The organism is Enterobacter sp. PL_is511, from assembly GCF_055816065.1.
Genome location: NZ_JBVPGP010000024.1, coordinates 1,164,823 through 1,185,620, shown reverse-complemented (window position 1 = coordinate 1,185,620; position 20,798 = coordinate 1,164,823). Strand labels below are relative to the sequence as shown.

The 20,798-nt window shown below is 56.0% G+C and carries 22 protein-coding genes; 15 read left to right on the top strand and 7 right to left on the bottom strand.

Features of this window, described 5'->3' with window-relative positions; translation table 11 throughout:
• The first annotated feature begins 32 nt into the window (after positions 1-32).
• From AC0TN7_RS21255 to gstA, 10 genes are all read left to right on the top strand, one after another.
• Entirely contained in the window at positions 33-473 is a 441-nt protein-coding gene (locus AC0TN7_RS21255; RefSeq protein WP_024909347.1) for a DUF2569 domain-containing protein, read from the top strand.
• Positions 474-549: 76 nt separating this feature from the next.
• The gene (gene rsxA, locus AC0TN7_RS21250) at positions 550-1,131 is read left to right on the top strand and encodes an electron transport complex subunit RsxA (RefSeq protein ID WP_008500564.1); all 582 of its coding nucleotides are present in this window, start codon (positions 550-552) and stop codon (positions 1,129-1,131) included.
• Positions 1,131-1,709, top strand: coding sequence for an electron transport complex subunit RsxB (gene rsxB / locus AC0TN7_RS21245; protein ID WP_024909348.1), 579 nt, complete (start codon positions 1,131-1,133; stop codon positions 1,707-1,709). The genes rsxA and rsxB overlap by 1 nt, the downstream gene beginning before the upstream one ends.
• A complete protein-coding gene (rsxC, locus tag AC0TN7_RS21240; RefSeq protein ID WP_463726825.1) occupies positions 1,702-3,723 on the top strand; it encodes an electron transport complex subunit RsxC in 2,022 nt (673 codons plus the stop codon). The genes rsxB and rsxC overlap by 8 nt, the downstream gene beginning before the upstream one ends.
• A complete protein-coding gene (gene rsxD / locus AC0TN7_RS21235; protein WP_463726826.1) occupies positions 3,724-4,776 on the top strand; it encodes an electron transport complex subunit RsxD in 1,053 nt (350 codons plus the stop codon).
• 10 nt (positions 4,777-4,786) lie between these two features.
• Positions 4,787-5,407, top strand: a complete 621-nt coding sequence (gene rsxG / locus AC0TN7_RS21230; protein ID WP_032651034.1) for an electron transport complex subunit RsxG — start codon at positions 4,787-4,789, stop codon at positions 5,405-5,407.
• Between the two features lie 2 nt (positions 5,408-5,409).
• The gene (locus AC0TN7_RS21225) at positions 5,410-6,096 is read left to right on the top strand and encodes an electron transport complex subunit E (RefSeq protein WP_023617347.1); all 687 of its coding nucleotides are present in this window, start codon (positions 5,410-5,412) and stop codon (positions 6,094-6,096) included.
• Positions 6,093-6,728, top strand: a complete 636-nt coding sequence (gene nth / locus AC0TN7_RS21220; protein WP_008500570.1) for an endonuclease III — start codon at positions 6,093-6,095, stop codon at positions 6,726-6,728. Before AC0TN7_RS21225 ends, nth begins: the two co-directional genes overlap by 4 nt.
• 591 nt (positions 6,729-7,319) lie before the next feature.
• Positions 7,320-8,828 (top strand): dipeptide/tripeptide permease DtpA, encoded by a 1,509-nt coding sequence (gene dtpA, locus AC0TN7_RS21215; protein WP_024909352.1) that lies wholly within the window; start codon positions 7,320-7,322, stop codon positions 8,826-8,828.
• A 105-nt stretch (positions 8,829-8,933) separates the two neighbouring features.
• Positions 8,934-9,539 carry a glutathione transferase GstA gene (gene gstA / locus AC0TN7_RS21210; RefSeq protein WP_024909353.1) on the top strand — a complete coding sequence of 202 codons (606 nt, stop codon included), beginning with the start codon at positions 8,934-8,936 and terminating at the stop codon, positions 9,537-9,539.
• Positions 9,540-9,616: 77 nt separating this feature from the next.
• Here the strand turns inward: gstA and pdxY are convergent, their stop codons facing one another.
• The 5 genes from pdxY to anmK all read right to left on the bottom strand — a co-directional run bounded on the left by pdxY (position 9,617) and on the right by anmK (position 14,199).
• Positions 9,617-10,477, bottom strand: coding sequence for a pyridoxal kinase PdxY (gene pdxY / locus AC0TN7_RS21205; protein WP_024909354.1), 861 nt, complete (start codon positions 10,475-10,477; stop codon positions 9,617-9,619).
• 66 nt (positions 10,478-10,543) lie between these two features.
• On the bottom strand, positions 10,544-11,818 hold the full coding sequence (gene tyrS, locus AC0TN7_RS21200) for a tyrosine--tRNA ligase (protein ID WP_023335449.1): 1,275 nt from the start codon (positions 11,816-11,818) through the stop codon (positions 10,544-10,546).
• A 125-nt stretch (positions 11,819-11,943) separates the two neighbouring features.
• Positions 11,944-12,600 carry a pyridoxamine 5'-phosphate oxidase gene (pdxH, locus tag AC0TN7_RS21195; RefSeq protein ID WP_463726828.1) on the bottom strand — a complete coding sequence of 219 codons (657 nt, stop codon included), beginning with the start codon at positions 12,598-12,600 and terminating at the stop codon, positions 11,944-11,946.
• A gap of 57 nt (positions 12,601-12,657) precedes the next feature.
• Positions 12,658-12,981 (bottom strand): C-type lysozyme inhibitor, encoded by a 324-nt coding sequence (mliC, locus tag AC0TN7_RS21190; protein WP_024909356.1) that lies wholly within the window; start codon positions 12,979-12,981, stop codon positions 12,658-12,660.
• Between the two features lie 93 nt (positions 12,982-13,074).
• A complete protein-coding gene (anmK, locus tag AC0TN7_RS21185) occupies positions 13,075-14,199 on the bottom strand; it encodes an anhydro-N-acetylmuramic acid kinase (RefSeq protein WP_048991237.1) in 1,125 nt (374 codons plus the stop codon).
• A 255-nt stretch (positions 14,200-14,454) separates the two neighbouring features.
• On the opposite strand from anmK, the gene slyB reads away from it, so the two are divergent.
• Positions 14,455-14,922, top strand: a complete 468-nt coding sequence (slyB, locus tag AC0TN7_RS21180; protein WP_473702412.1) for an outer membrane lipoprotein SlyB — start codon at positions 14,455-14,457, stop codon at positions 14,920-14,922.
• A gap of 196 nt (positions 14,923-15,118) precedes the next feature.
• Positions 15,119-16,480 (top strand): sensor domain-containing diguanylate cyclase, encoded by a 1,362-nt coding sequence (locus AC0TN7_RS21175; protein ID WP_157189018.1) that lies wholly within the window; start codon positions 15,119-15,121, stop codon positions 16,478-16,480.
• A 35-nt stretch (positions 16,481-16,515) separates the two neighbouring features.
• Here AC0TN7_RS21175 and slyA read toward each other — a convergent pair whose 3' ends face one another.
• Positions 16,516-16,956, bottom strand: coding sequence for a transcriptional regulator SlyA (gene slyA / locus AC0TN7_RS21170; RefSeq protein ID WP_032651029.1), 441 nt, complete (start codon positions 16,954-16,956; stop codon positions 16,516-16,518).
• Positions 16,957-17,142: 186 nt separating this feature from the next.
• Here slyA and AC0TN7_RS21165 point away from each other — a divergent pair, with 186 nt between their 5' ends.
• From AC0TN7_RS21165 to AC0TN7_RS21155, 3 genes are read left to right on the top strand one after another with little or no spacing between them, the layout of a single operon-like run.
• Complete coding sequence (locus AC0TN7_RS21165; RefSeq protein ID WP_024909360.1) at positions 17,143-17,379, top strand: DUF1656 domain-containing protein; 237 nt, start codon at positions 17,143-17,145, stop codon at positions 17,377-17,379.
• 2 nt (positions 17,380-17,381) lie between these two features.
• The gene (locus AC0TN7_RS21160) at positions 17,382-18,242 is read left to right on the top strand and encodes an efflux RND transporter periplasmic adaptor subunit (RefSeq protein ID WP_417927266.1); all 861 of its coding nucleotides are present in this window, start codon (positions 17,382-17,384) and stop codon (positions 18,240-18,242) included.
• On the top strand, positions 18,242-20,275 hold the full coding sequence (locus AC0TN7_RS21155) for an FUSC family protein (protein WP_032651027.1): 2,034 nt from the start codon (positions 18,242-18,244) through the stop codon (positions 20,273-20,275). Before AC0TN7_RS21160 ends, AC0TN7_RS21155 begins: the two co-directional genes overlap by 1 nt.
• On the opposite strand, the gene sodC is transcribed toward AC0TN7_RS21155, so the two are convergent.
• On the bottom strand, positions 20,254-20,772 hold the full coding sequence (sodC, locus tag AC0TN7_RS21150; RefSeq protein WP_048030739.1) for a superoxide dismutase [Cu-Zn] SodC: 519 nt from the start codon (positions 20,770-20,772) through the stop codon (positions 20,254-20,256). The genes AC0TN7_RS21155 and sodC overlap by 22 nt on opposite strands.
• Positions 20,773-20,798: the final 26 nt, after the last annotated feature.

Below are 20,798 nucleotides of genomic sequence, written 5' to 3'. Positions count from 1 at the left end.
TACAACATTTCGCGCAGATTATGGGAGAGTTCATGACCGCAACGCCTGGAGAACGCATTGGAGGCTGGTTAATCGCCCCACTGGCATGGCTGCTGGTTGCCTTATTAAGCGCATCGCTTGCGCTGCTGCTGTATACCACCGCACTGATTACCCCTCACGCCATCCAGACCCTGATGTCGCAAAGCGTGCTGAATATTGCTTTGTGGTTTGTGTCGTTCGTTTTCGCGATTGGAATGTGGTACTACACGCTGTGGCTGACCATCGCCTTCTTTAAGCGCCGCAAGAGTGTGCCTAAGCACTACATTATCTGGCTGCTGATTTCGGTCCTGCTGGCAGTGAAAGCGTTTGCCTTTTCGCCCGTATCAGACGCGCTGGCCGTTCGTCAGCTGCTTTTCCCGTTGCTGGCTGCGGCGCTGCTGGTGCCCTATTTCAAACGTTCGACGCGGGTGAAAAACACCTTCGTGAACCCGTAATAACCCTACAGATAACCTGTTGTCGCCTGCGTCGGTTTGTCCGATAATAGGCGGCTTTTTTATTTCAGGCTAAATAATGACCGATTACTTACTGCTCTTTGTCGGCACCGTGCTGGTTAACAACTTCGTTCTGGTGAAGTTCCTTGGCCTGTGTCCGTTTATGGGCGTTTCCAAAAAGCTGGAAACAGCAATGGGTATGGGGCTGGCGACGACCTTCGTGATGACGCTGGCGTCCATCTGCGCGTGGTGGATCGATACCTGGATCCTCATCCCGCTGGGATTAACCTATCTTCGTACGCTGGCCTTTATTCTGGTTATCGCGGTGGTGGTGCAATTTACCGAAATGGTGGTGCGTAAAACCAGCCCGGCGCTTTATCGCCTGCTGGGTATCTTCCTGCCGCTGATCACCACCAACTGTGCGGTTCTCGGCGTAGCGCTGCTGAACATCAACCTTGGCCATAACTTTATGCAGTCGGCGCTGTATGGTTTCTCTGCGGCAGTCGGTTTCTCTCTGGTGATGGTGCTGTTCGCCTCCATTCGCGAGCGCCTGGCAGCAGCGGATATCCCTGCGCCCTTCCGCGGTAACGCGATTGCGCTGGTGACCGCAGGTTTAATGTCTCTGGCCTTTATGGGCTTTAGTGGTCTGGTGAAGTTGTAATGAATGCTATCTGGATTGCCATCGCCTCTATCAGCGTTCTGGGGTTGGTGTTTGGCCTTATCCTGGGCTACGCCTCCCGCCGTTTCGCGGTAGAGGACGATCCCGTTGTAGAAAAAATTGATGAGCTTCTGCCACAAAGCCAGTGCGGGCAGTGCGGCTACCCCGGCTGCCGCCCTTATGCCGAAGCGGTAGGGGTTCAGGGTGAAAAAATTAACCGCTGTGCGCCCGGTGGCGAAGCGGTGATGTTGAAAATTGCGGCCCTGCTTAACATTGACCCGCAGCCTGTTGACGGCGATGCGGACGTACAGGAGCCGGTCCGCGCGCTGGCCGTGATCGACGAAGCCAACTGTATCGGCTGCACCAAATGTATTCAGGCCTGCCCGGTTGACGCCATTGTGGGCGCAACCCGCGCCATGCACACCGTCGTGGCGGACCTCTGCACCGGCTGTAACCTCTGCGTGGCCCCCTGCCCGACGCAATGTATCGAGCTGCACCCGGTTGAAACGACTACCGAAAGCTGGAAGTGGGATCTTCAAGCCATTCCGGTTCGCAATATTCCTGTGGAACAACATGCTTAAGTTATTTTCTGCTTTCAGAAAAGAGAAGATTTGGGACTTTGACGGCGGTATTCATCCACCGGAAATGAAAACCCAGTCTAACGGCACGCCGCTGCGTCAAATTCCGCTGGCGACCCGTTTCGTTATGCCGCTCAAGCAGCACATCGGCGCGGAGGGTGAGCTGTGCGTGAAAGAAGGTGATACCGTCCTTCGCGGTCAGCCGCTGACCTTTGGTCGCGGACGTATGCTGCCGGTGCACGCCCCCACCTCCGGTAAGGTGGTCGCTATCGCCCCTCATACGGTGGCTCATCCGTCCGCGCTCTCAGAGCTGAGCGTGATTATTGAAGCCGATGGCGAAGACCGCTGGATTGACCGTGACGGCTGGAGCGATTACCGCGCCCACAGCCGCGAAGCGCTTATCGAGCGCATTCATCAGTTCGGCGTTGCTGGTCTGGGTGGTGCAGGCTTCCCGACCGGTGTTAAACTCCGCGGCGGTGGCGATAACATTCAGACGTTGATTATTAACGCCGCCGAGTGCGAGCCGTATATCACCGCCGACGATCGTCTGATGCAGGACTGCGCCGCCCAGGTGGTGGAAGGTATCCGCATCCTCGCGCACATTCTGCAGCCGCGGGAAGTGCTGATCGGTATCGAAGACAATAAACCGCAGGCTATTTCAATGCTGCGCGCCGTGCTGGCGGGCAGTCACGATATTAGCCTGCGCGTTATCCCGACCAAGTACCCTTCCGGCGGCGCAAAACAGCTGACGCAAATTCTCACCGGCAAGCAGGTCCCGCATGGCGGACGCTCTTCGGATATCGGCGTGCTGATGCAAAACGTCGGCACCGCGTATGCCGTGAAGCGCGCGGTGATTGACGGCGAACCGTTAACCGAGCGCGTGGTGACGCTGACCGGGGAATCAATTTCTCGTCCGGGCAACGTCTGGGCGCGTCTGGGTACGCCGGTGCGTCATCTGCTGGAACAGGCTGAGTTTTGCCCGGGCAGCGACCAGATGGTGATCATGGGCGGCCCGCTGATGGGCTTTACCCTGCCGTGGCTGGACGTTCCGGTAGTGAAAATCACCAACTGCCTGCTCGCGCCTTCTCCGACCGAGATGGGCGAGGAGCAGGAAGAGAAAGGCTGCATCCGCTGCAGCGCCTGTGCCGACGCCTGCCCGGCGGATCTGCTGCCGCAGCAGCTCTACTGGTACAGCAAAGGCCAGCTGCACGACAAGGCAAAAGCCCATAACCTGGCCGACTGCATTGAATGCGGTGCCTGCGCCTGGGTATGCCCTAGCAACATTCCTCTGGTGCAGTATTTCCGCCAGGAGAAGGCTGAAATTTATGCCATCTCCATGGAAGAAAAACGCGCGGCAGAAGCCAAAGCGCGCTTCGAAGCGCGTCAGGCGCGACTGGAACGCGAAAAAATCGCCCGTCAGGAGCGCCATAAGCAGGCCGCCGTTCAGCCTGCCGAGAAAGATCAGGATGCGATTAACGCCGCACTGGCGCGCGTTCGCGAGAAAAAAGCCACTGCAGCGCAGCCTGTGGTGATCCCGGCCGGCGAGAAGCCGGACAACAGCGAAGCGATTGCCGCGCGTGAAGCACGTAAGGCCGCAGCGCGCGCCCGTCAGGCTGAAAAAGCGCAAACGGACCAGGCAGAGGCGGAGATCGACCCGCGTAAAGCCGCCGTTGAAGCGGCGATTGCCCGGGCCAAAGCCCGCAAAGCCGGTGAGCAGAATGTAGTGGTCGAGCAGGAAGCCGTCGACCCTCGCAAAGCGGCCGTCGAAGCGGCGATTGCCCGTGCTAAAGCGCGCAAAGCGGCGCAGCAGACACAAACCGCAGAACCCGAAGCGCCGGTCGACCCGCGTAAAGCCGCCGTCGAAGCGGCGATTGCCCGCGCTAAAGCCCGTAAAGCGGCGCAGCAGGATGAGCAACCGCAGGCCGCCAACGATGACCCGCGCAAAGCCGCCGTCGCCGCCGCCATTGCGCGCGTTCAGGCAAAGAAAGCCGCACAGCAAGCAGTTAACGAGGATTAAATGGTTTTCAGAATCGCAAGCTCCCCTTACACCCACAATCAGCGCCAGACATCGCGCATCATGATGCTGGTCTGCCTGGCGGCGCTGCCGGGCATTGCCGTTCAGTGCTGGTTTTTCGGCTGGGGAACCCTGTTTCAGATAATCCTGGGCTGCGCCAGCGCCCTGGCGGCGGAAGCGCTTGTGCTTAAGCTGCGCAAGGCAGCGGTCTCCCGCATTCTTGCCGATAACTCCGCGTTGCTGACCGGCCTGCTGTTGGCGATCAGTATCCCGCCGTTTGCCCCATGGTGGATGGTGATCCTCGGCACCGTGTTTGCGGTGATCATTGCCAAACAGCTGTATGGTGGACTGGGCCATAACCCGTTTAACCCGGCGATGATTGGCTACGTGGTGCTGCTGATCTCCTTCCCGGTACAGATGACCTGTTGGCTGCCACCGCACGAGATTGCGGCCACGGTTCCGGGCTTCATGGATGCTCTGCACGTGATCTTTACCGGCCATACGGCACTCGGTGCCGATATGAACGCGCTGCGCATGGGCGTGGACGGTATCAGCCAGGCGACGCCGCTTGATACCTTTAAAACGTCCCTGCATGCCGGGCACAGCGTTGAGCAGATCATGAAATCGGCGATCTACAGCGGCGTGCTGGCGGGTGCAGGCTGGCAGTGGGTCAACCTGGCGTATCTGCTGGGCGGCCTGTTCCTGCTGCAGCAGAAAGCCATCCGCTGGCATATTCCGGTCAGCTTCCTCGTGACGCTGGCGGTCTGCGCCACGCTGGGCTGGGTATTCTCTCCTGAATCACTGGCCAGCCCGCAGATGCACCTGCTCTCCGGCGCGACCATGCTGGGTGCCTTCTTTATCCTGACGGATCCGGTAACGGCCTCAACGACTAACCGCGGACGCCTGATCTTCGGCGCACTGGCAGGCCTGCTGGTATGGCTCATCCGCAGCTTTGGCGGCTACCCGGACGGCGTGGCCTTTGCCGTCCTGCTTGCCAACATAACCGTTCCGCTCATCGACTATTACACGCGTCCACGCGTGTACGGTCATCGCTAAGGGTTTCGCCATGTTAAAAACGATGCAAAAACACGGCGTCACGCTGGCTGTCTTCGCCGCGGTCCTGACGGGGCTGACGGCACTGGTTAATGCGCTGACCAAAACGACCATCGAAGAACAGGCCTCGAAGCAGCAAAAGGCGCTGTTCGATCAGGTGATCCCGTCCGATTTCTACGATAATGACCTGCAAAAAAGCTGCTTTGTGGTAGACGCGCCGCAGCTTGGGAAAGGCCCACACCGCCTCTTTATCGCCCGCAAAGGGGATAAACCGGTCGGCGCAGTGATGGAAGCGACGGCGCCTGACGGCTATTCCGGCGCCATTCAGCTGCTTGTGGGCAGCGATTTCTCCGGCACCATACTGGGCACCCGCGTGACGGAGCACCATGAGACGCCGGGTCTTGGCGATAAAATTGAAACCCGTCTGAGCGACTGGATTTTGCACTTTGCCGGTAAAGTGATCCATGGCGAAGGTGACACCGCGTTTGCAGTGAAGAAAGATGGCGGCGAGTTCGACCAGTTCACCGGCGCGACCATCACCCCACGTGCGGTGGTGAACGCCGTAAAACGAGCCGGGCTGTATGCTGAAACGCTGCCCGCGCAAATCAACAATCTTCCGGCCTGTGAGGAGTAATCATGAGCCAGGTTAAAGAGGTTATTGTCCAGGGGTTGTGGAAAAACAACTCCGCGCTGGTTCAGCTTCTGGGCATGTGCCCACTGCTGGCGGTAACGTCCACCGCCACCAACGCGCTCGGTCTGGGTCTGGCAACCACGCTGGTATTGACCCTGACCAACCTCTCCATCTCTGCCCTGCGCCGCTGGACGCCGTCGGAAATTCGTATTCCGATTTACGTCATGATCATTGCGTCGGTGGTCAGTATCGTTCAGATGCTGATTAACGCCTACGCGTTTGGCCTGTACCAGTCGCTCGGGATCTTTATTCCCCTTATCGTCACCAACTGTATCGTTGTCGGGCGCGCGGAAGCCTTCGCGGTGAAAAACAGCCCCGCCATGTCGGCGCTGGATGGGTTTTCCATTGGCATGGGTGCCACATGCGCCATGTTCGTGCTGGGCTCGCTGCGCGAGATCCTCGGTAACGGTACGCTGTTTGACGGCGCAGATGCGCTGCTCGGCGGCTGGGCCAAAGCGCTGCGTGTTGAAGTGTTCCACACCGATACGCCATTCCTGCTGGCGATGCTGCCGCCTGGCGCATTTATTGGCCTTGGCATGATGCTGGCGATAAAATACCTGATTGATGAAAAACGTAAGCGCCGCGCGGCTGAGCGTAGCGTTCTGGAAGGGACACCCGAGAAGGCCTCATGAATAAAGAAAAGCGCATTGCGATCCTGACCCGTCTGCGGGACGAGAACCCGCACCCGACGACGGAGCTGAATTTTACCTCCCCGTTTGAGCTGCTGATCGCGGTGTTGCTTTCTGCACAGGCGACCGACGTGAGCGTCAATAAAGCCACTGCCCTGCTCTATCCGGTCGCCAATACGCCGAAGGCCATGCTGGAGCTGGGCGTGGAAGGCGTGAAGTCGTATATCAAAACCATCGGCCTGTTTAACAGCAAAGCCGAGAACGTCATCAAGACCTGCCGGATCCTGCTGGAACAGCACGGAGGCGAAGTGCCGGAGGACCGCGCTGCGCTGGAAGCCTTACCGGGCGTGGGGCGTAAGACCGCAAACGTGGTGCTTAACACTGCGTTTGGCTGGCCCACTATCGCCGTGGATACGCATATATTTCGCGTGTCTAACCGGACCAACTTCGCGCCCGGGAAAAACGTCGAGCAGGTCGAAGAGAAACTGCTGAAAGTGGTTCCGGCAGAATTTAAAGTGGATTGCCATCACTGGCTGATTCTGCACGGCCGATATACCTGTATTGCCCGCAAGCCTCGCTGCGGCTCCTGCATTATCGAAGATCTCTGCGAATACAAAGAAAAAGTGTATCCCTGATCGCCCCAATCCCATATTAAAGGAAGGGCTATCGAATGCTCTTCTTTTGGCCGTTACTTGTCCGTCTTTCGCTTACTCTGACCTGTCACTTGTTCGGTTGTTTAACGCTCAAACAGGTTAATACTTTTTTCATGGCCAAAAATTTCTATACATCTGTGATCGCGATCACCCTGATAACTTCATGTTGAATTTTTGTTGTCAAAATCGGCCTAAACCCTTTGTCTGACAAGATACTCACCTCCCATCACCGAAGATAAGACCATCTATTTTTCAGAATATGGGCTATATCACTGCGTAAAGCGACAAATAGCAGAACATATCGCCAAAAGCCGATCCGGACGGGTCATTACCAGTCGAAAAAACTACCTTTACTCATCGTATGAAATTTAACGCTGAATAACATTTGCATGAACCGACGATTATACCAGTCCAGATATATGTAACAGATTATTACAAACGTATTGCCAGACGGGGCAGGATAGTGAACATTACCCGCCGTTTCTCCTCCCAATATAACTATAAGGCGTATGGACTACGGCCATCACGCTATGAACACCCCCATTAATATGGGATGTAAAAAAAGAGGTATATGTGTCTACTGCAAACAATAAACCAACAGATGAAAGCGTGAGTCTTAACGCTTTTAAACAACCTAAAGCGTTCTATCTCATCTTCTCTATCGAGTTATGGGAGCGTTTTGGTTATTACGGCCTGCAAGGGATCATGGCGGTTTACCTGGTAAAACAGCTGGGTATGTCCGAAGCCGATTCCATCACGTTGTTCTCTTCCTTCAGTGCTCTGGTGTACGGTCTGGTCGCGATTGGCGGCTGGCTGGGCGATAAAGTCCTCGGGACTAAACGCGTCATCATGCTGGGCGCCATTGTCCTGGCGATTGGCTATGGTCTGGTTGCATGGTCAGGGCATGATGCCGCTGTCGTGTATATGGGTATGGCGACGATTGCCGTTGGTAATGGTCTGTTCAAAGCGAACCCGTCCTCTCTGCTTTCGACCTGCTACAACAAAGACGATCCGCGCCTGGACGGTGCATTTACCATGTACTACATGTCCATCAACATCGGTTCGTTCTTCTCTATGCTGGCAACCCCATGGCTCGCGGCGAAATTCGGCTGGAGCGTGGCATTTGCACTGAGCTTCGTGGGTATGTTGATCACCGTGGTGAACTTCCTGTTCTGCCGCAGCTGGGTTAAAGATTACGGTTCAAAACCTGACTTCGAGCCTGTGCATATGGGCAAACTGCTGGCCACCATCGTGGGCGTTGTTGTCCTCGCGGCCATCGCCACCTGGCTGCTGCACAACCAGGGTATCGCACGTGCCGTTCTGGGCGTGGTTGCGCTGGGTATCGTGGTCATCTTTGCAAAAGAAGCATTCGCCATGCAGGGTGCGGCCCGTCGCAAGATGATTGTGGCGTTCATTCTGATGCTGGAAGCGATTATCTTCTTCGTGCTGTACAGCCAGATGCCAACTTCACTGAACTTCTTCGCCATCCGTAACGTAGAGCACTCCATTCTGGGTATCGCGTTTGAACCTGAGCAGTTCCAGGCACTGAACCCGTTCTGGATCATGATTGGTTCCCCAATTCTGGCCGCTATCTATAACAAGATGGGTGACCGTCTGCCGATGCCGCACAAGTTTGCGCTGGGTATGGTGCTGTGTTCTGGTGCCTTCCTGGTACTGCCACTGGGTACCAAATTTGCGTCCGACGCAGGTATCGTTTCCGTTAACTGGCTGATCCTGAGCTACGCGCTGCAGTCTATCGGCGAGCTGATGATCTCCGGCCTGGGACTGGCCATGGTTGCGCAGCTGGTTCCTCAGCGTTTGATGGGCTTCATCATGGGTAGCTGGTTCCTGACCACTGCCGGTGCGGCAATCATCGCGGGTAAGATTGCTAACCTGATGGCTGTTCCGGAAAATGTAACCGATCCACTGCTTTCCCTGAACGTCTACGGTACCGTGTTCATGCAGATTGGTATCGCGACTGCGGTAATTGCCGCTCTGATGCTGCTGACCGCGCCGAAACTGAACCGTATGACTCAGGACGACGACAAGACCGCTAAAGCGACAAACACCGCTACCGCGTGATTTCCGTGAGAAACGACTGACCAGAAGCCGCTAATGCATTAGCGGCTTTTTTTTTATCCGTTTGCGCACTAACATAGCTGAAACCTCAGCAAAAAGGAGTTACCGATGAAACTGTTCTACAAACCGGGTGCGTGCTCTCTTGCTTCCCATATCACCCTGCGCGAGAGCGGCAAAGATTTCACGCTGGATGGCGTTGACCTGATGAAAAAACGTCTGGAAAACGGCGATGATTTTCTTGCCATCAACCCGAAAGGACAAGTTCCGGCGCTCTTGCTGGATGACGGTACTCTGCTGACCGAAGGCGTGGCGATTATGCAGTTCCTGGCCGATAGTGTACCCGATCGCCATCTGCTGGCACCGGTCAGTACCATTTCGCGTTATAAGACGCTGGAATGGCTGAACTACATTGCCACCGAGCTGCACAAAGGCTTTACCCCCCTGTTCCGCCCGGATACGCCGGAAGAGTTCAAACCGACCCTGCGCGCCCTTCTTGAGAAAAAGTTGCAGTACGTTAACGCGTCGCTGAAAGACGATCAGTGGATTGCAGGTTCGCGCTTCACGATTGCCGACGCATACCTGTTCACCGTGCTGCGCTGGGCGCGCGCGGTTAAGCTTAACCTGGAAGGGTTAGACCATATTGCAGCGTATATGAAACGCGTGGCAGAGCGTCCTGCGGTGGCTGCGGCGCTGAAAGCGGAAGGTCTTAGCTAATATTGCCCGGCGGCGCTTCGCTTGCACGGGCCTACGGGTTTTGTTGGCCGGGTAAGCGCAGCGCCACCCGGCATCGTTTAAAGCTGGGTTGCGCTGAAATAGTGCTCCGGCTTCGCGATACGATCCTGTGCCGCGACCACCTGCAGTTCATATTCCTGCATCTCTTTCGTCGCAATCATGATTTCGTACACCGCCGCAGTAACATGCTCGAGCGCGTCGCGCATTGTCGCCCCTTGCAGTAATTTCACCAGCAGCAGACCGCTGGTGACATCGCCGACCCCAACCGGCTGGCGCTGGCCAAAATCCACCAGCGGACGGCTGATATGCCAGGCGTCATCTTTCGTTACCAGCAGCATCTCAAAACGGTCCTGGCTCAGCCCTGCGCGCGCAAGGTGTTTTACCAGCACAACGTCAGGCCCCAGCGCGATAAGCTCGCGGGACGCGCTTACGGCCTCTTCTACGCTGTTAACCGGACGCTCGCAGAGAATTTCGAGTTCGACCAGGTTTGGCGCAATGATATCGCTGGCGGGCAGCGCGTGGCGGACGTGAAACTCTGCAACGCCTGGCGCCACGATGCAGCCTTTCTCCGGATGTCCCATGACGGGGTCGCAGAAGTATTTTGCCGACGGGTTTGCGGCTTTCACCTGACGCACGATGCCGAGGATATGCTCCCCCTGCTCCGCTGAGCCGAGGTAACCGCTCAGCACGGCGTCACAGCGTTTGAGCTGGTCGATATCGGCAATACCCTGCACTACCTCAGTGAGATGCGAAGGGGGCATCACGCAGCCGGTCCATTTGCCGTATTGCGTGTGGTTAGAGAACTGCACGGTATTAAGGGGCCAGACGTTGACGCCGAGGCGACGCATCGGGAATTCCGCGGCGCTATTGCCCGCGTGTCCAAAAACAACGTGGGACTGAATGGCGAGGATGTTCTTCATTTTTTTCTTACCAAACCCTGAAAAAACAAAAGGGGCGTGGTTTCCCACGCCCCTGAAGACTGTTAATTACTTCCAGCAGACAAGGCAGTAATTTTTCTTGCCGCGACGCAGCAGCGTGTAGCGACCATACAGACGATCGCCGTCAACGAAGGTGTATTCCGGGTCAGCCTGCTTCTCACCGTTGATGGTGATAGCGTTAGACGCGATGGTTTTACGCGCCTGACCGCGGGAAGGCTGGAGCTCGGAGTCCACCAGCGCCTGCATCAGGTCAGCCCCTTTTTCCATCTCAACCATCGGCACACCGTCCTGCGCCAGCTGTTCGAAGTCCGCTTCGCTCAGATCGCTCAGGGTACCGTTGAACAGGCTTGCGGTAATGCGTTTTGCCGCGGCCAGACCTTCTTCACCGTGAACCAGTTTGGTCACTTCGTCCGCCAGCACGTACTGAGCGCGCGGTGCTTTACCGCTGTTCTTGTCTTCTTCTTCCAGCGCGTTGATCTCTTCAATGTCCATAAAGGTGAAGAACTTCAGGAAGCGGTAAACATCGGCATCCGCCGTGTTGATCCAGAACTGGTAGAACTTGTACGGGCTGGTTTTCTTCGGATCGAGCCACACCGCGCCGCCTTCGGTTTTACCGAATTTGGTGCCATCTGCTTTGGTGATCAGCGGAACGGTCAGACCAAAGACCTGATTCTGGTGCAGGCGACGGGTCAGGTCGATACCGGAGGTGATGTTACCCCACTGATCGGAACCGCCAATCTGCAGGGAAACGCCGTGCAGTTTGTTCAGGCAGGCAAAGTCATACCCCTGCAGCAGGTTGTAGGAGAACTCGGTAAAGGAGATACCCTGGTCGTCGCGGTTCAGACGCTGCTTCACGGCCTCTTTGTTAATCATCTGGTTAACAGAGAAGTGCTTGCCGATATCACGCAGGAAGGTCAACACGTTCATGCTGCCAAACCAGTCGTAGTTGTTCGCGGCAATGGCGGCATTATCACCACAGTTGAAGTCGAGGAACGGTGCAACCTGTTTGCGGATCTTATCTACCCACTCCTGCACGGTATCTTCGGTATTCAGTTTACGCTCAGCGGCTTTAAAGCTTGGGTCACCAATCAGACCGGTCGCGCCGCCCACCAGGGCAACAGGCTTATGGCCCGCCATCTGGAAGCGTTTCAGGCATAACAATGGAACAAGATGCCCCAAATGCAAGCTGTCAGCGGTGGGATCGAAGCCGCAATAGAGCGCGATCGGGCCTTGCGCCAGTCGCTCTGCTAACGCTTCCTCATCCGTCACCTGGGCCACGAGACCCCGCTCTTGCAATTGTTTAATCAAGTTACTGCTTGCCATCAAATTCTCCATGTATAAACGACTGCACCTTTGCCGGTACACGACTTTTCGCCTGATGCGAAAGGACCATAGAATAAAGCGCAAGCGCGGTGTGCGCTAGCGCTTAAATCAACAAATTTCGGGGATTACGGTGCCAGTCTGTCGATTTTCCAGCCGCCATTCTCGCGCTGGTATAAAAAGCGGTCGTGCAGGCGGTGTTCGCCCCCCTGCCAGAACTCCATCTGCTCAATCGGGATACGGAAACCGCCCCAGAAACTTGGCAGGGGAATTTCACCCTGCTGGAACTTCTGTTTCAGCTCCAGGAATTTACTTTCCAGCACGCCACGGGCGGAAATTCGGCTGGACTGTTTTGATACCCAGGCGCCAATCTGGCTGTCACGCGGGCGGCTGTGGAAATACTTCACCACTTCCAGCGTCGAGAGACGTTCCGCTTTGCCGGTGACCATCACCTGACGCTCCAGCATATGCCACGGGAACAGCAGGCTGATGCGCGGATTATTTTCTAAATGGTGCGCTTTGCGACTGCCAAGGTTGGTATAGAACACCAGTCCTTTCTCGTCATAATGCTTGAGCAATACGATGCGCTGATACGGTTGACCGTTTTCATCTACCGTCGCGACAACCATGGCCGTTGGATCGGCGAGTTTCGCTTCGCAGGCCTGTTGCAGCCAGCGTTCAAAAAGCACGAGGGGTTCAGCGGGCAGATCCTGGCGACGCAGGCCGCCTTTGGTGTATTCACGGCGCAGATGCGCAATTTGCTGCAGTTCATCGTTATCTGACATGGCGTTAGCTGACATTGAGAGTGGGTGGCGCTATTGTGCGCCGCCCCTGTAAAAATCTCAACGCTTCGGGTTTTCGAGCTGGCAATTGTTCAGCACAATACGGTCGCGCTTGTAGACCGTGGCGCTGTCGCCTTTCGACCAGAAGACGTAGATACCGTCGGAGTAACGTGCGCCGGAGGCCGACATACCCTGCTTCAGCGTCAGCAATTTATTGTCGTAAACAAAGCTGGCTTCCTGACGTGGATTATTCAGCTTCACGGTCAGCGGTTTTTCGTCGCAGCGATACTCCAGCGTATCGGTCTGCATGCGCTCAAGGAACTGGTTATAGACGCTGCATCCTGACAGCAACAAAGGGGCGGCAATAAGAAGAAGTTTTTTCATGGGCGTATTCCGAAGACTTTCCTGGTCCTGGAGGGCATGGCTGCCCCCCTGTTTCGTTCCATTCTAACGACGACGCGCCGCGCTGAATTTCAGTTAACTCTGATTATGACGAGGATTGGCCGGGAAAATCGCCCCAAGGACGCTCGCCTCGCGCGCACCGGTTACCGACGGCAAGTTGCCCGGCAGTCCGGCAATGGTGCGCCAGGCGAGCCATGCGAAGGCCAGCGCCTCCATATCATCACCGCTGATGCCGGCCTCATCGGTCGTGGTCACTTCGGTACCCGGCAGCAGCCCGGCAAGACGCGCCATCACCAGCGGGTTACGGCTTCCTCCGCCGCACACCAGCAGGCGCTCACACCCACCGCTGAGCAGAACCTGTTCGGAGATCGACACGGCCGTCAGCTCAGCAAGCGTCGCCTGGACATCCTGCGGCGCGAGCGCCGGGAATGGCGCCAGCTGACGCTCAAGCCAGCCCAGGTTGAAGTATTCACGCCCCGTGCTCTTAGGGGCCGGAAGGGCAAAATAAGGATCGCTTAGCATCGACTGCAGCAGCGGAAGAATCACTTTCCCCCCGCTCGCCCACTCCGCGTTTTTATCATACGCTTGGCCGCACTGACGCCAGATCCAGGCATCCATTAGCATATTGCCCGGGCCGGTATCGTAGCCGCGGACCGGCTGTCCCGGAATAAGCATCGACAGATTGGCGATCCCACCAATGTTAAGCACCATGCGCCGTTCTGAAGGGTGCGCCAGTAACGCCTGATGGAACGCGGGCACCAGCGGCGCGCCCTGTCCGCCAAGGGCGATGTCACGACGACGGAAATCGCCTACTACCGTCACGCCCGTCTTCGCCACAATCTGGTTGTTATCGCCGATTTGCAGAGTATGCGGGGCCTCTCCGATGGGCTCATGCCAGACCGTTTGTCCGTGACACCCGATGGCCACCACATCCTGCGGGCGAAGACGTTCTTTTTGCATCAAAGCCTGCACCGCATCCGCAAACAGCGCTCCCAGGCGGACATCCAGCTGTCCAAGCTGAGAGAGGGTCAGCTTCTGCCCCTGACAGATACTCAGAATATCCTCTTTCAGTGAAATGGGGATTGGCCAGGTCAGGCTCGCCTGCTGTGCCACCATGTTTTCGTCAATGGCGGCCAGAACGACATCTACCCCATCCAGACTGGTGCCTGACATCACACCAATGTAGCGACCCGATTTCATGCGCTTTCCTTACGTTGCGTGGGCTAAGGATATCCACTCAACCATAAACGGCGCCGCTTTGCCATCCGGCAATAATATTTTTTAACAATGTCAGACGGGTAACACAGGCGGACCCTGTTTATGTCTCGTTAAGTCAAATTCAAGTACAATTTTCCTATTGTTAATGCAAAGATATGAACTATGGCTCCTTATGCCATATAATTTAGCCATAACGGATGCCCTCAATCGGGCGTTTTTGGTGAACAGGAGATTCAAATGATTTTACGTGTACTGGGCGTTTCGCTGATTGGTTTAACTCTGGCTGGCTGTGTGAATGACAGTTCACTTTCTGGCGACGTTTACAGCGCTTCTGAAGCGAAACAGGTTCAGAACGTGACTTACGGTACCGTTGTTAACGCACGCTCTGTACAGATTCAGGGTGGCGATGAAAACAACGTGATGGGCGCAATTGGCGGTGCCGTCCTGGGTGGTTTCCTGGGTAATACCGTCGGCGGCGGCACGGGTCGCTCTCTGGCAACAGCCGCAGGTGCCGTTGCGGGTGGCGTAGCCGGCCAGGGCGTTCAGGGTGCGATGAACAAAACCCAGGGCGTAGAGCTGGAAATCCGTAAAGACGACGGCAGCACTATCATGGTTGTTCAGAAACAGGGCAGCACCCGCTTCTCTGCAGGCCAGCGCGTTGTGCTGGCGAGCAACGGAAGCCAGGTGACCGTTTCCCCACGTTAATTAAAAGTGGATGTGGTCCTCGGGCCACATCCATTTACAATATATATCACTCTCACAAATATAATTACAAAATACATTCACCTCATCCATTATTAATCACGCCTTATATTGTTTCTGCGCAAAGTATTTATTGCACTAATTGATTAGACTCTTCGCAACCACTTTCTCTTTATTCATTATAATTTGTAAAAACTCTATGCTTGCGAATCGTCGCGCTCTAACGAGCCGTTATATTACGTTCTGTCTCGGTTGCCTTGTTGTTATCGGGATATTACACGCGCTGTTTTTAAAACTCGTTGAATGGGTTCCGTCCTTTTCACCGCTTTTATTCCCTACGCTCACCATTTTTCTTCTGGTGTTTCACCTTTTTATTGCCTGTTTTATGGCGATGAAATACTGGTGTGACAAAAGACGGTTGTATCTGGTCGCAATCGCCTTTGCCTTTGCCGGGTCCGCACTGCTGATGGTCGGAACGCTGACCAGCTTCCCCGCCTGGCTGGATCTCTATCAGTTCAACGTCGTGAACTACAACGATGCGATGATCTACTATATGTTCCGCCACTTTTTAATGGCGGTGCTGTTTATCGTGGCAGCAATACTCTATCCCATGCGCGATTACCCTCTTTCACGGCTGGCGCATATCTCAATTGTGAGCGGCGCGTCTCTTTTTACCGCCTGTGCAGTGGGACTGGCCTGGATATATTCCAGCCACTCGCCCTTGTTATCCATTGACCTGGTTGATAATGAAACCCGGCAGTTTATGGTCCTCTGGAGCCATTGCATTAATATATCTTTAATTGTTTTCTGGGTGATAACATTAGTAGCGCTGATGTTTGTCACGCGCGTGCGCAATTTATTCTGGGTAGGCGGAAATTTTCTGTGCGTTTGCTATATCGTCACGCTTTCAATGCTGTTAGCGGGTGGACATGCCGAAGATATCTCCTGGTACCGCGCCCGGTTATTTGAAACTGTCGCCACGCTGCTGATTATTTTTGTTCTGCTTTACGATGTCTTCAGACTGTATCGCGACTCGCACGTAAAATATCAGCAGTCGTATCAGAACTCGATCCGCGACCCGCTCACGCGCCTTTATAACCGCAGCTATTTTTATGAATCGTTAAACCAGGCGCTGGATATCGCCAGACCCAATCGCCCCGTTTCCGTCATCGTCAGCGATCTCGATCGCTTCAAGCGTATTAACGACACCTACGGACATCTCCAGGGCGATAAAGTCCTGCAGTTTGTCGCCAACCTGCTAATGGATTCCGTGCGCCCGCAGGACATCGCGGCCCGTATCGGCGGTGAGGAGTTTGTGCTGATGCTGGCCAACACGTCGTCAGACTCCGCGTACCAGGTGGCCGAGCGCATACGCCTGAAGCTAAGCAGCTTTGATAAAACCAGCAGCGGCGGTCAGTTGCCGGAGCCCATCACCATCAGTATGGGGGTGTTTACGGCAACGTCATCAACGATAACCGCAGAAACGTGCGTGGAAAGTGCCGACAAGGCGATGTATGAAGCGAAGGAGACGGGTCGTAACCGTGTGGTCGTCTTTAAGTAAAAAAAGGCCTTGCTGCTGCAAGGCCTTATTGTTTGTCAGTCTCGCGACTGCAGCTCATGGATGTTTTGCTCAAGACGCCCAATGAGGCTGATGAGCATTTCCAGCTCCGCCGGTGAAACGCCTGACAGGATTTCACCGCGCGTCCTGGTAATCACGGCTTCCATTTCCGTGATGATAGGCGCAGCTTTTTCGGTGAGTTTAATCCGTTTCGCACGACGATCGCTCGCGCAGGTTTGCCGCGAGATCAACCCCTTCTCTTCCAGCTGGTCAAGCGTGCGCACCAGCGACGGTTGCTCAATGCCTATCGCTTTTGCCAGTTGAATTTGCGACTGATCGGGCGGCAGCTGATGAATGTTGTGCAGCGTGACCCAATGCGTCTGTGTGAGTTCCAGAGGTTTCAGGCGATGGTCAATCAGAGCACGCCAGACGCGTACCAACCTTGCCAGATCAGAACCTAATGGCGATTCCAATTTCATCTCCTTATAATTAGCTTGCTAAGTTATTATACTGATTTTAGAATAGTGTGCAGCATTTGTATTGCCAAAACAAATGCAATACTGCATTCATCGAACTTAAAAGTATGACTTACACTGAATTGTGATGCTTCATCATACTATGACAAGCCAACGCGGCATTCTGTTCACTGCAAAGGATTTCTGCCCGTGACGTTTTTTCATCGCTCAGAGGGGTTACCCCTTCAGGACCTGATCTTCGGTGCGTCAGTCTACTTTCCCCCCTTGTTTAAGGCCGTGCTGGTGGGCTTTATTCTCTGGCTCATCGCGCATCGTCTGCTTCGCGACTGGATGTATTCCGGCGAAATCTGGCATCCCATGCTGATGGATCTTTCCCTGTTTGCCCTCTCCGTATGTCTGGGCCTTGCTGTCTTGATGGTGTGGTGACTATGCCTCTGAAAACGCTGAAGTACTTTTCCACCCTGTTTGTCCTCGCCCTCGCGCTGGTTGCAGGCTGGTGGATGTGGAATTTTTATATGCAGTCGCCCTGGACGCGTGACGGTAAAGTTCGCGCTGAACAGGTCAGCATCACCCCTCAGGTGTCGGGAAGTATCACGACGCTACTGGTTAAGGATAACCAGTTCGTCAAAAAGGGAGATGTTTTATTCCGAATTGACGACACCCCGTACCACATTGCGATTCTGAACGCCGAGGCGCAGCTGGCGAAAGCCCAGTCTGACCTGGCTAAGGCCAACAACGAGGCCAACCGCCGCCGTCACCTGTCGCAAAACTACATCTCAGCGGAAGATTTAGACACCGCGAATATCAACGTTAAGGCCATGCAGGCGAGCGTCAACGTGGCGGAGGCGACGCTGAAGCAGGCGCAGTGGCAACTGACCCAAACCGTGATTACGGCACCGGTCGATGGATGGGTGACCAACCTCTCCGCCCGCGTGGGTAACTACGCCACTACCGGCCAGCCGGTTTTTGCCCTCGTCGACAGCCACTCCTTCTACGTCGTGGGCTATTTCGAAGAGACCAAGCTTCGCCATATCCGCGAGGGATCGCCCGCCGCGATTACGCTTTACAGCGGCTCGCAGAAGTTACAGGGTCACGTATCCAGCATAGGCCGCGCCATTTACGATCAAAGCGTTGAAACGGATTCCGGGCTGGTGCCGGACATTAAGCCGAACGTTCCCTGGGTGCGCCTGGCCCAGCGCGTTCCGGTTCGCGTAGAATTTGACCGTTTACCGGAGGACATTACCCTGGTCTCCGGCACCACCTGCACCGTCTCCATCGGAAACCGGTGATGAAGCTGCCGGCACTCTCCTGGCACAACACCCCGTGGATGAAAGCGACGCGTCCTCAGTGGCGCTACGCGCTGCGTAACGGCATTGCCATGTGCCTGGCGCTGACCGTCGCCTACTACCTGAACCTGGATGAACCCTACTGGGCGATGACGTCTGCCGCAGTGGTGAGTTTTCCTACAGTCGGCGGGGTGATCAGTAAGAGTCTTGGGCGCATCGCCGGCAGCCTGCTGGGTGCCACGGCGGCGTTAATTATCGCCGGCCATACGCTGAACGATCCGTGGATGTTCCTGCTGAGCATGGCGGCGTGGCTGGGGTGCTGTACCTGGGCCTGCGCCCATTTTACCAATAACGTCGCCTACGCTTTCCAGCTGGCGGGCTATACCGCCGCCATTATCGCCTTCCCGGTCGTCAACGTACTCGACACCACCGAGCTGTGGGATATCGCGCAGGCGCGCGTCTGCGAAGTCATTGTCGGGATCCTCAGCGGCGGCTTCATGATGATGATCCTCCCCAGCACCTCCGACGGCACCGCGCTCATCACCGCCCTCAAGACCATGCACACCCGGCTGCTTGAGCACGCGAGCCTGCTGTGGCAACCGGATACCAGCGATGAGATCCGCCTCGCGCATGAAAAGGTGATCGGGCAGATCCTGACCATGAATCTGTTGCGTATTCAGGCGTTCTGGAGCCACTACCGCTTTCGTCGTCAGAACACCCTGCTAAATTATTTACTGCACCAGCAGCTGCGTATGACCAGCGCCATCTCCAGCCTGCGCCGGATGCTGCTCAACTGGCCGACGCCGCCGGAAAACACCCGTGCCGTCATCGAAACGCTGCTCGCGGCCCTTGCGCGCCCGGATGCGGACATCTACACCGTTGCGAAGATCATCGCCCCGCTCGCCCCGGTTGATGAATACGACTATCGCCATCGCGCCTTCTGGCAGCGTCTGAATTACTTTTGCCGATTGTACCTGCGCAGCAGCCGCTGGATTAACGCGGTTGAGAATGCCACGCCGGTCACGGAGTTCAACGTGCCCGGGAGCCCGGCTCTCGCCCGCCATACCGACTACCTCGAAGCGCTGTGGAGCGGTTTTCGCACCTTCTGCGCGCTGATGTTGGTGGGGGCGTGGAGCATCACCACGCAGTGGGAGTCCGGTACGGCGGCCCTGACGCTTGCCGCCATCAGCTGCGTGCTTTACTCCGTCGCGGCCTCGCCGTTCAACTCGCTGACGCTGCTGCTGCGCACCCTGGTGCTGCTGTCATTGTTCAGTTTTGTGGTGAAGTTTGGCCTGATGGTGCAGATAAGCGATCTGTGGCAATTCCTGCTGTTTTTGTTTCCCCTGTTAACCACCATGCAGCTTCTTAAGCTGCAAATGCCAAAACAGGCGGGCCTCTGGGGACAGCTGATTGTCTTTATGGGCTCGTTTATCTCCGTGACCAATCCGCCGGTGTACGATTACGCCGATTTTCTCAATGACAACCTGGCGAAAATCCTTGGCGTGGGGCTGGCGTGGCTGGCTTTCGCGGTGTTGCGTCCCGGCTCCGATGCCCGCAAGAGCCGCAGGCATATCCGGGAGTTACGCCGGGGGTTTGTCGACCAGCTCAGCCGTAAACCGCATCTGGGTGAAAACGAGTATGAATCGCTGGTGTATCACCACGTCAGCCAGCTGAATAACAGCCAGGACGCGCTGTCCCGACGCTGGCTGCTGCGCTGGGGCGTGGTGCTATTGAACTGCTCGCACGTGGTCTGGCAGCTTCGCGCGTGGGAAACGCGTTCCGATCCGCTGTCGCAGGTTCGTGATGTGTGTATTTCCCTGCTGCGCGATGTAATGAGCGAGCGCGGTGTCCAGCAGCGGCCGCTGGCAGCCACGCTGAATGAACTGCAGCGGATCTGCGATACGCTTGCACGACATCATCTCCCCGCCGCCCGTGATTTGGCCTCGATAATCTGGCGGCTGCACTGCTCGCTGTCGCAGCTGGAGCAGGCACCACCGCCGGGTACCATTGGGGATCAGATCACGCCGCAGGCATAACGCGCCCCGCCGCCGCCAAGCGGTTTAGGCTGATCGGACATATTGTCGCCGCCGACATGAATCATCAGCGCTTTACCTTTGACTTCATCCAGCTTTTTCAGACGCGGCGCGACAACGGGATCGGTGGCTTTACCGTCGTTATTAACCACCAGCACGGGCAGATCGCCCAGGTGTCCCATTCCATCCGGGCCCTCATGCTTGCCGGTATGCTGGGGATCCAGGTGCCCCCCTGCCGCTTCCGCCGCTGACGCTTTACCCTCTTTTAATGCGGGCTGACAGCTTCCTTTGGCGTGAACATGGAAACCATGCTCACCGGGAGGGAGTGCTTTGAGGTTGGGAGCGAACTCCAGCCCTTTGTCGGTTTCCGTGATTTTCACCGTACCGATGGACTGACCCACACCCTGAGAGGTGACGAGATTCATTTCCACTTCGTCGCTGGCTGCCTGCGCCCCTGCGCAAACAACCAGCGCGACCATTGCCAGAGCAAAACGCTTCATATGACCTCCGCGGGTTATTTTTTGCC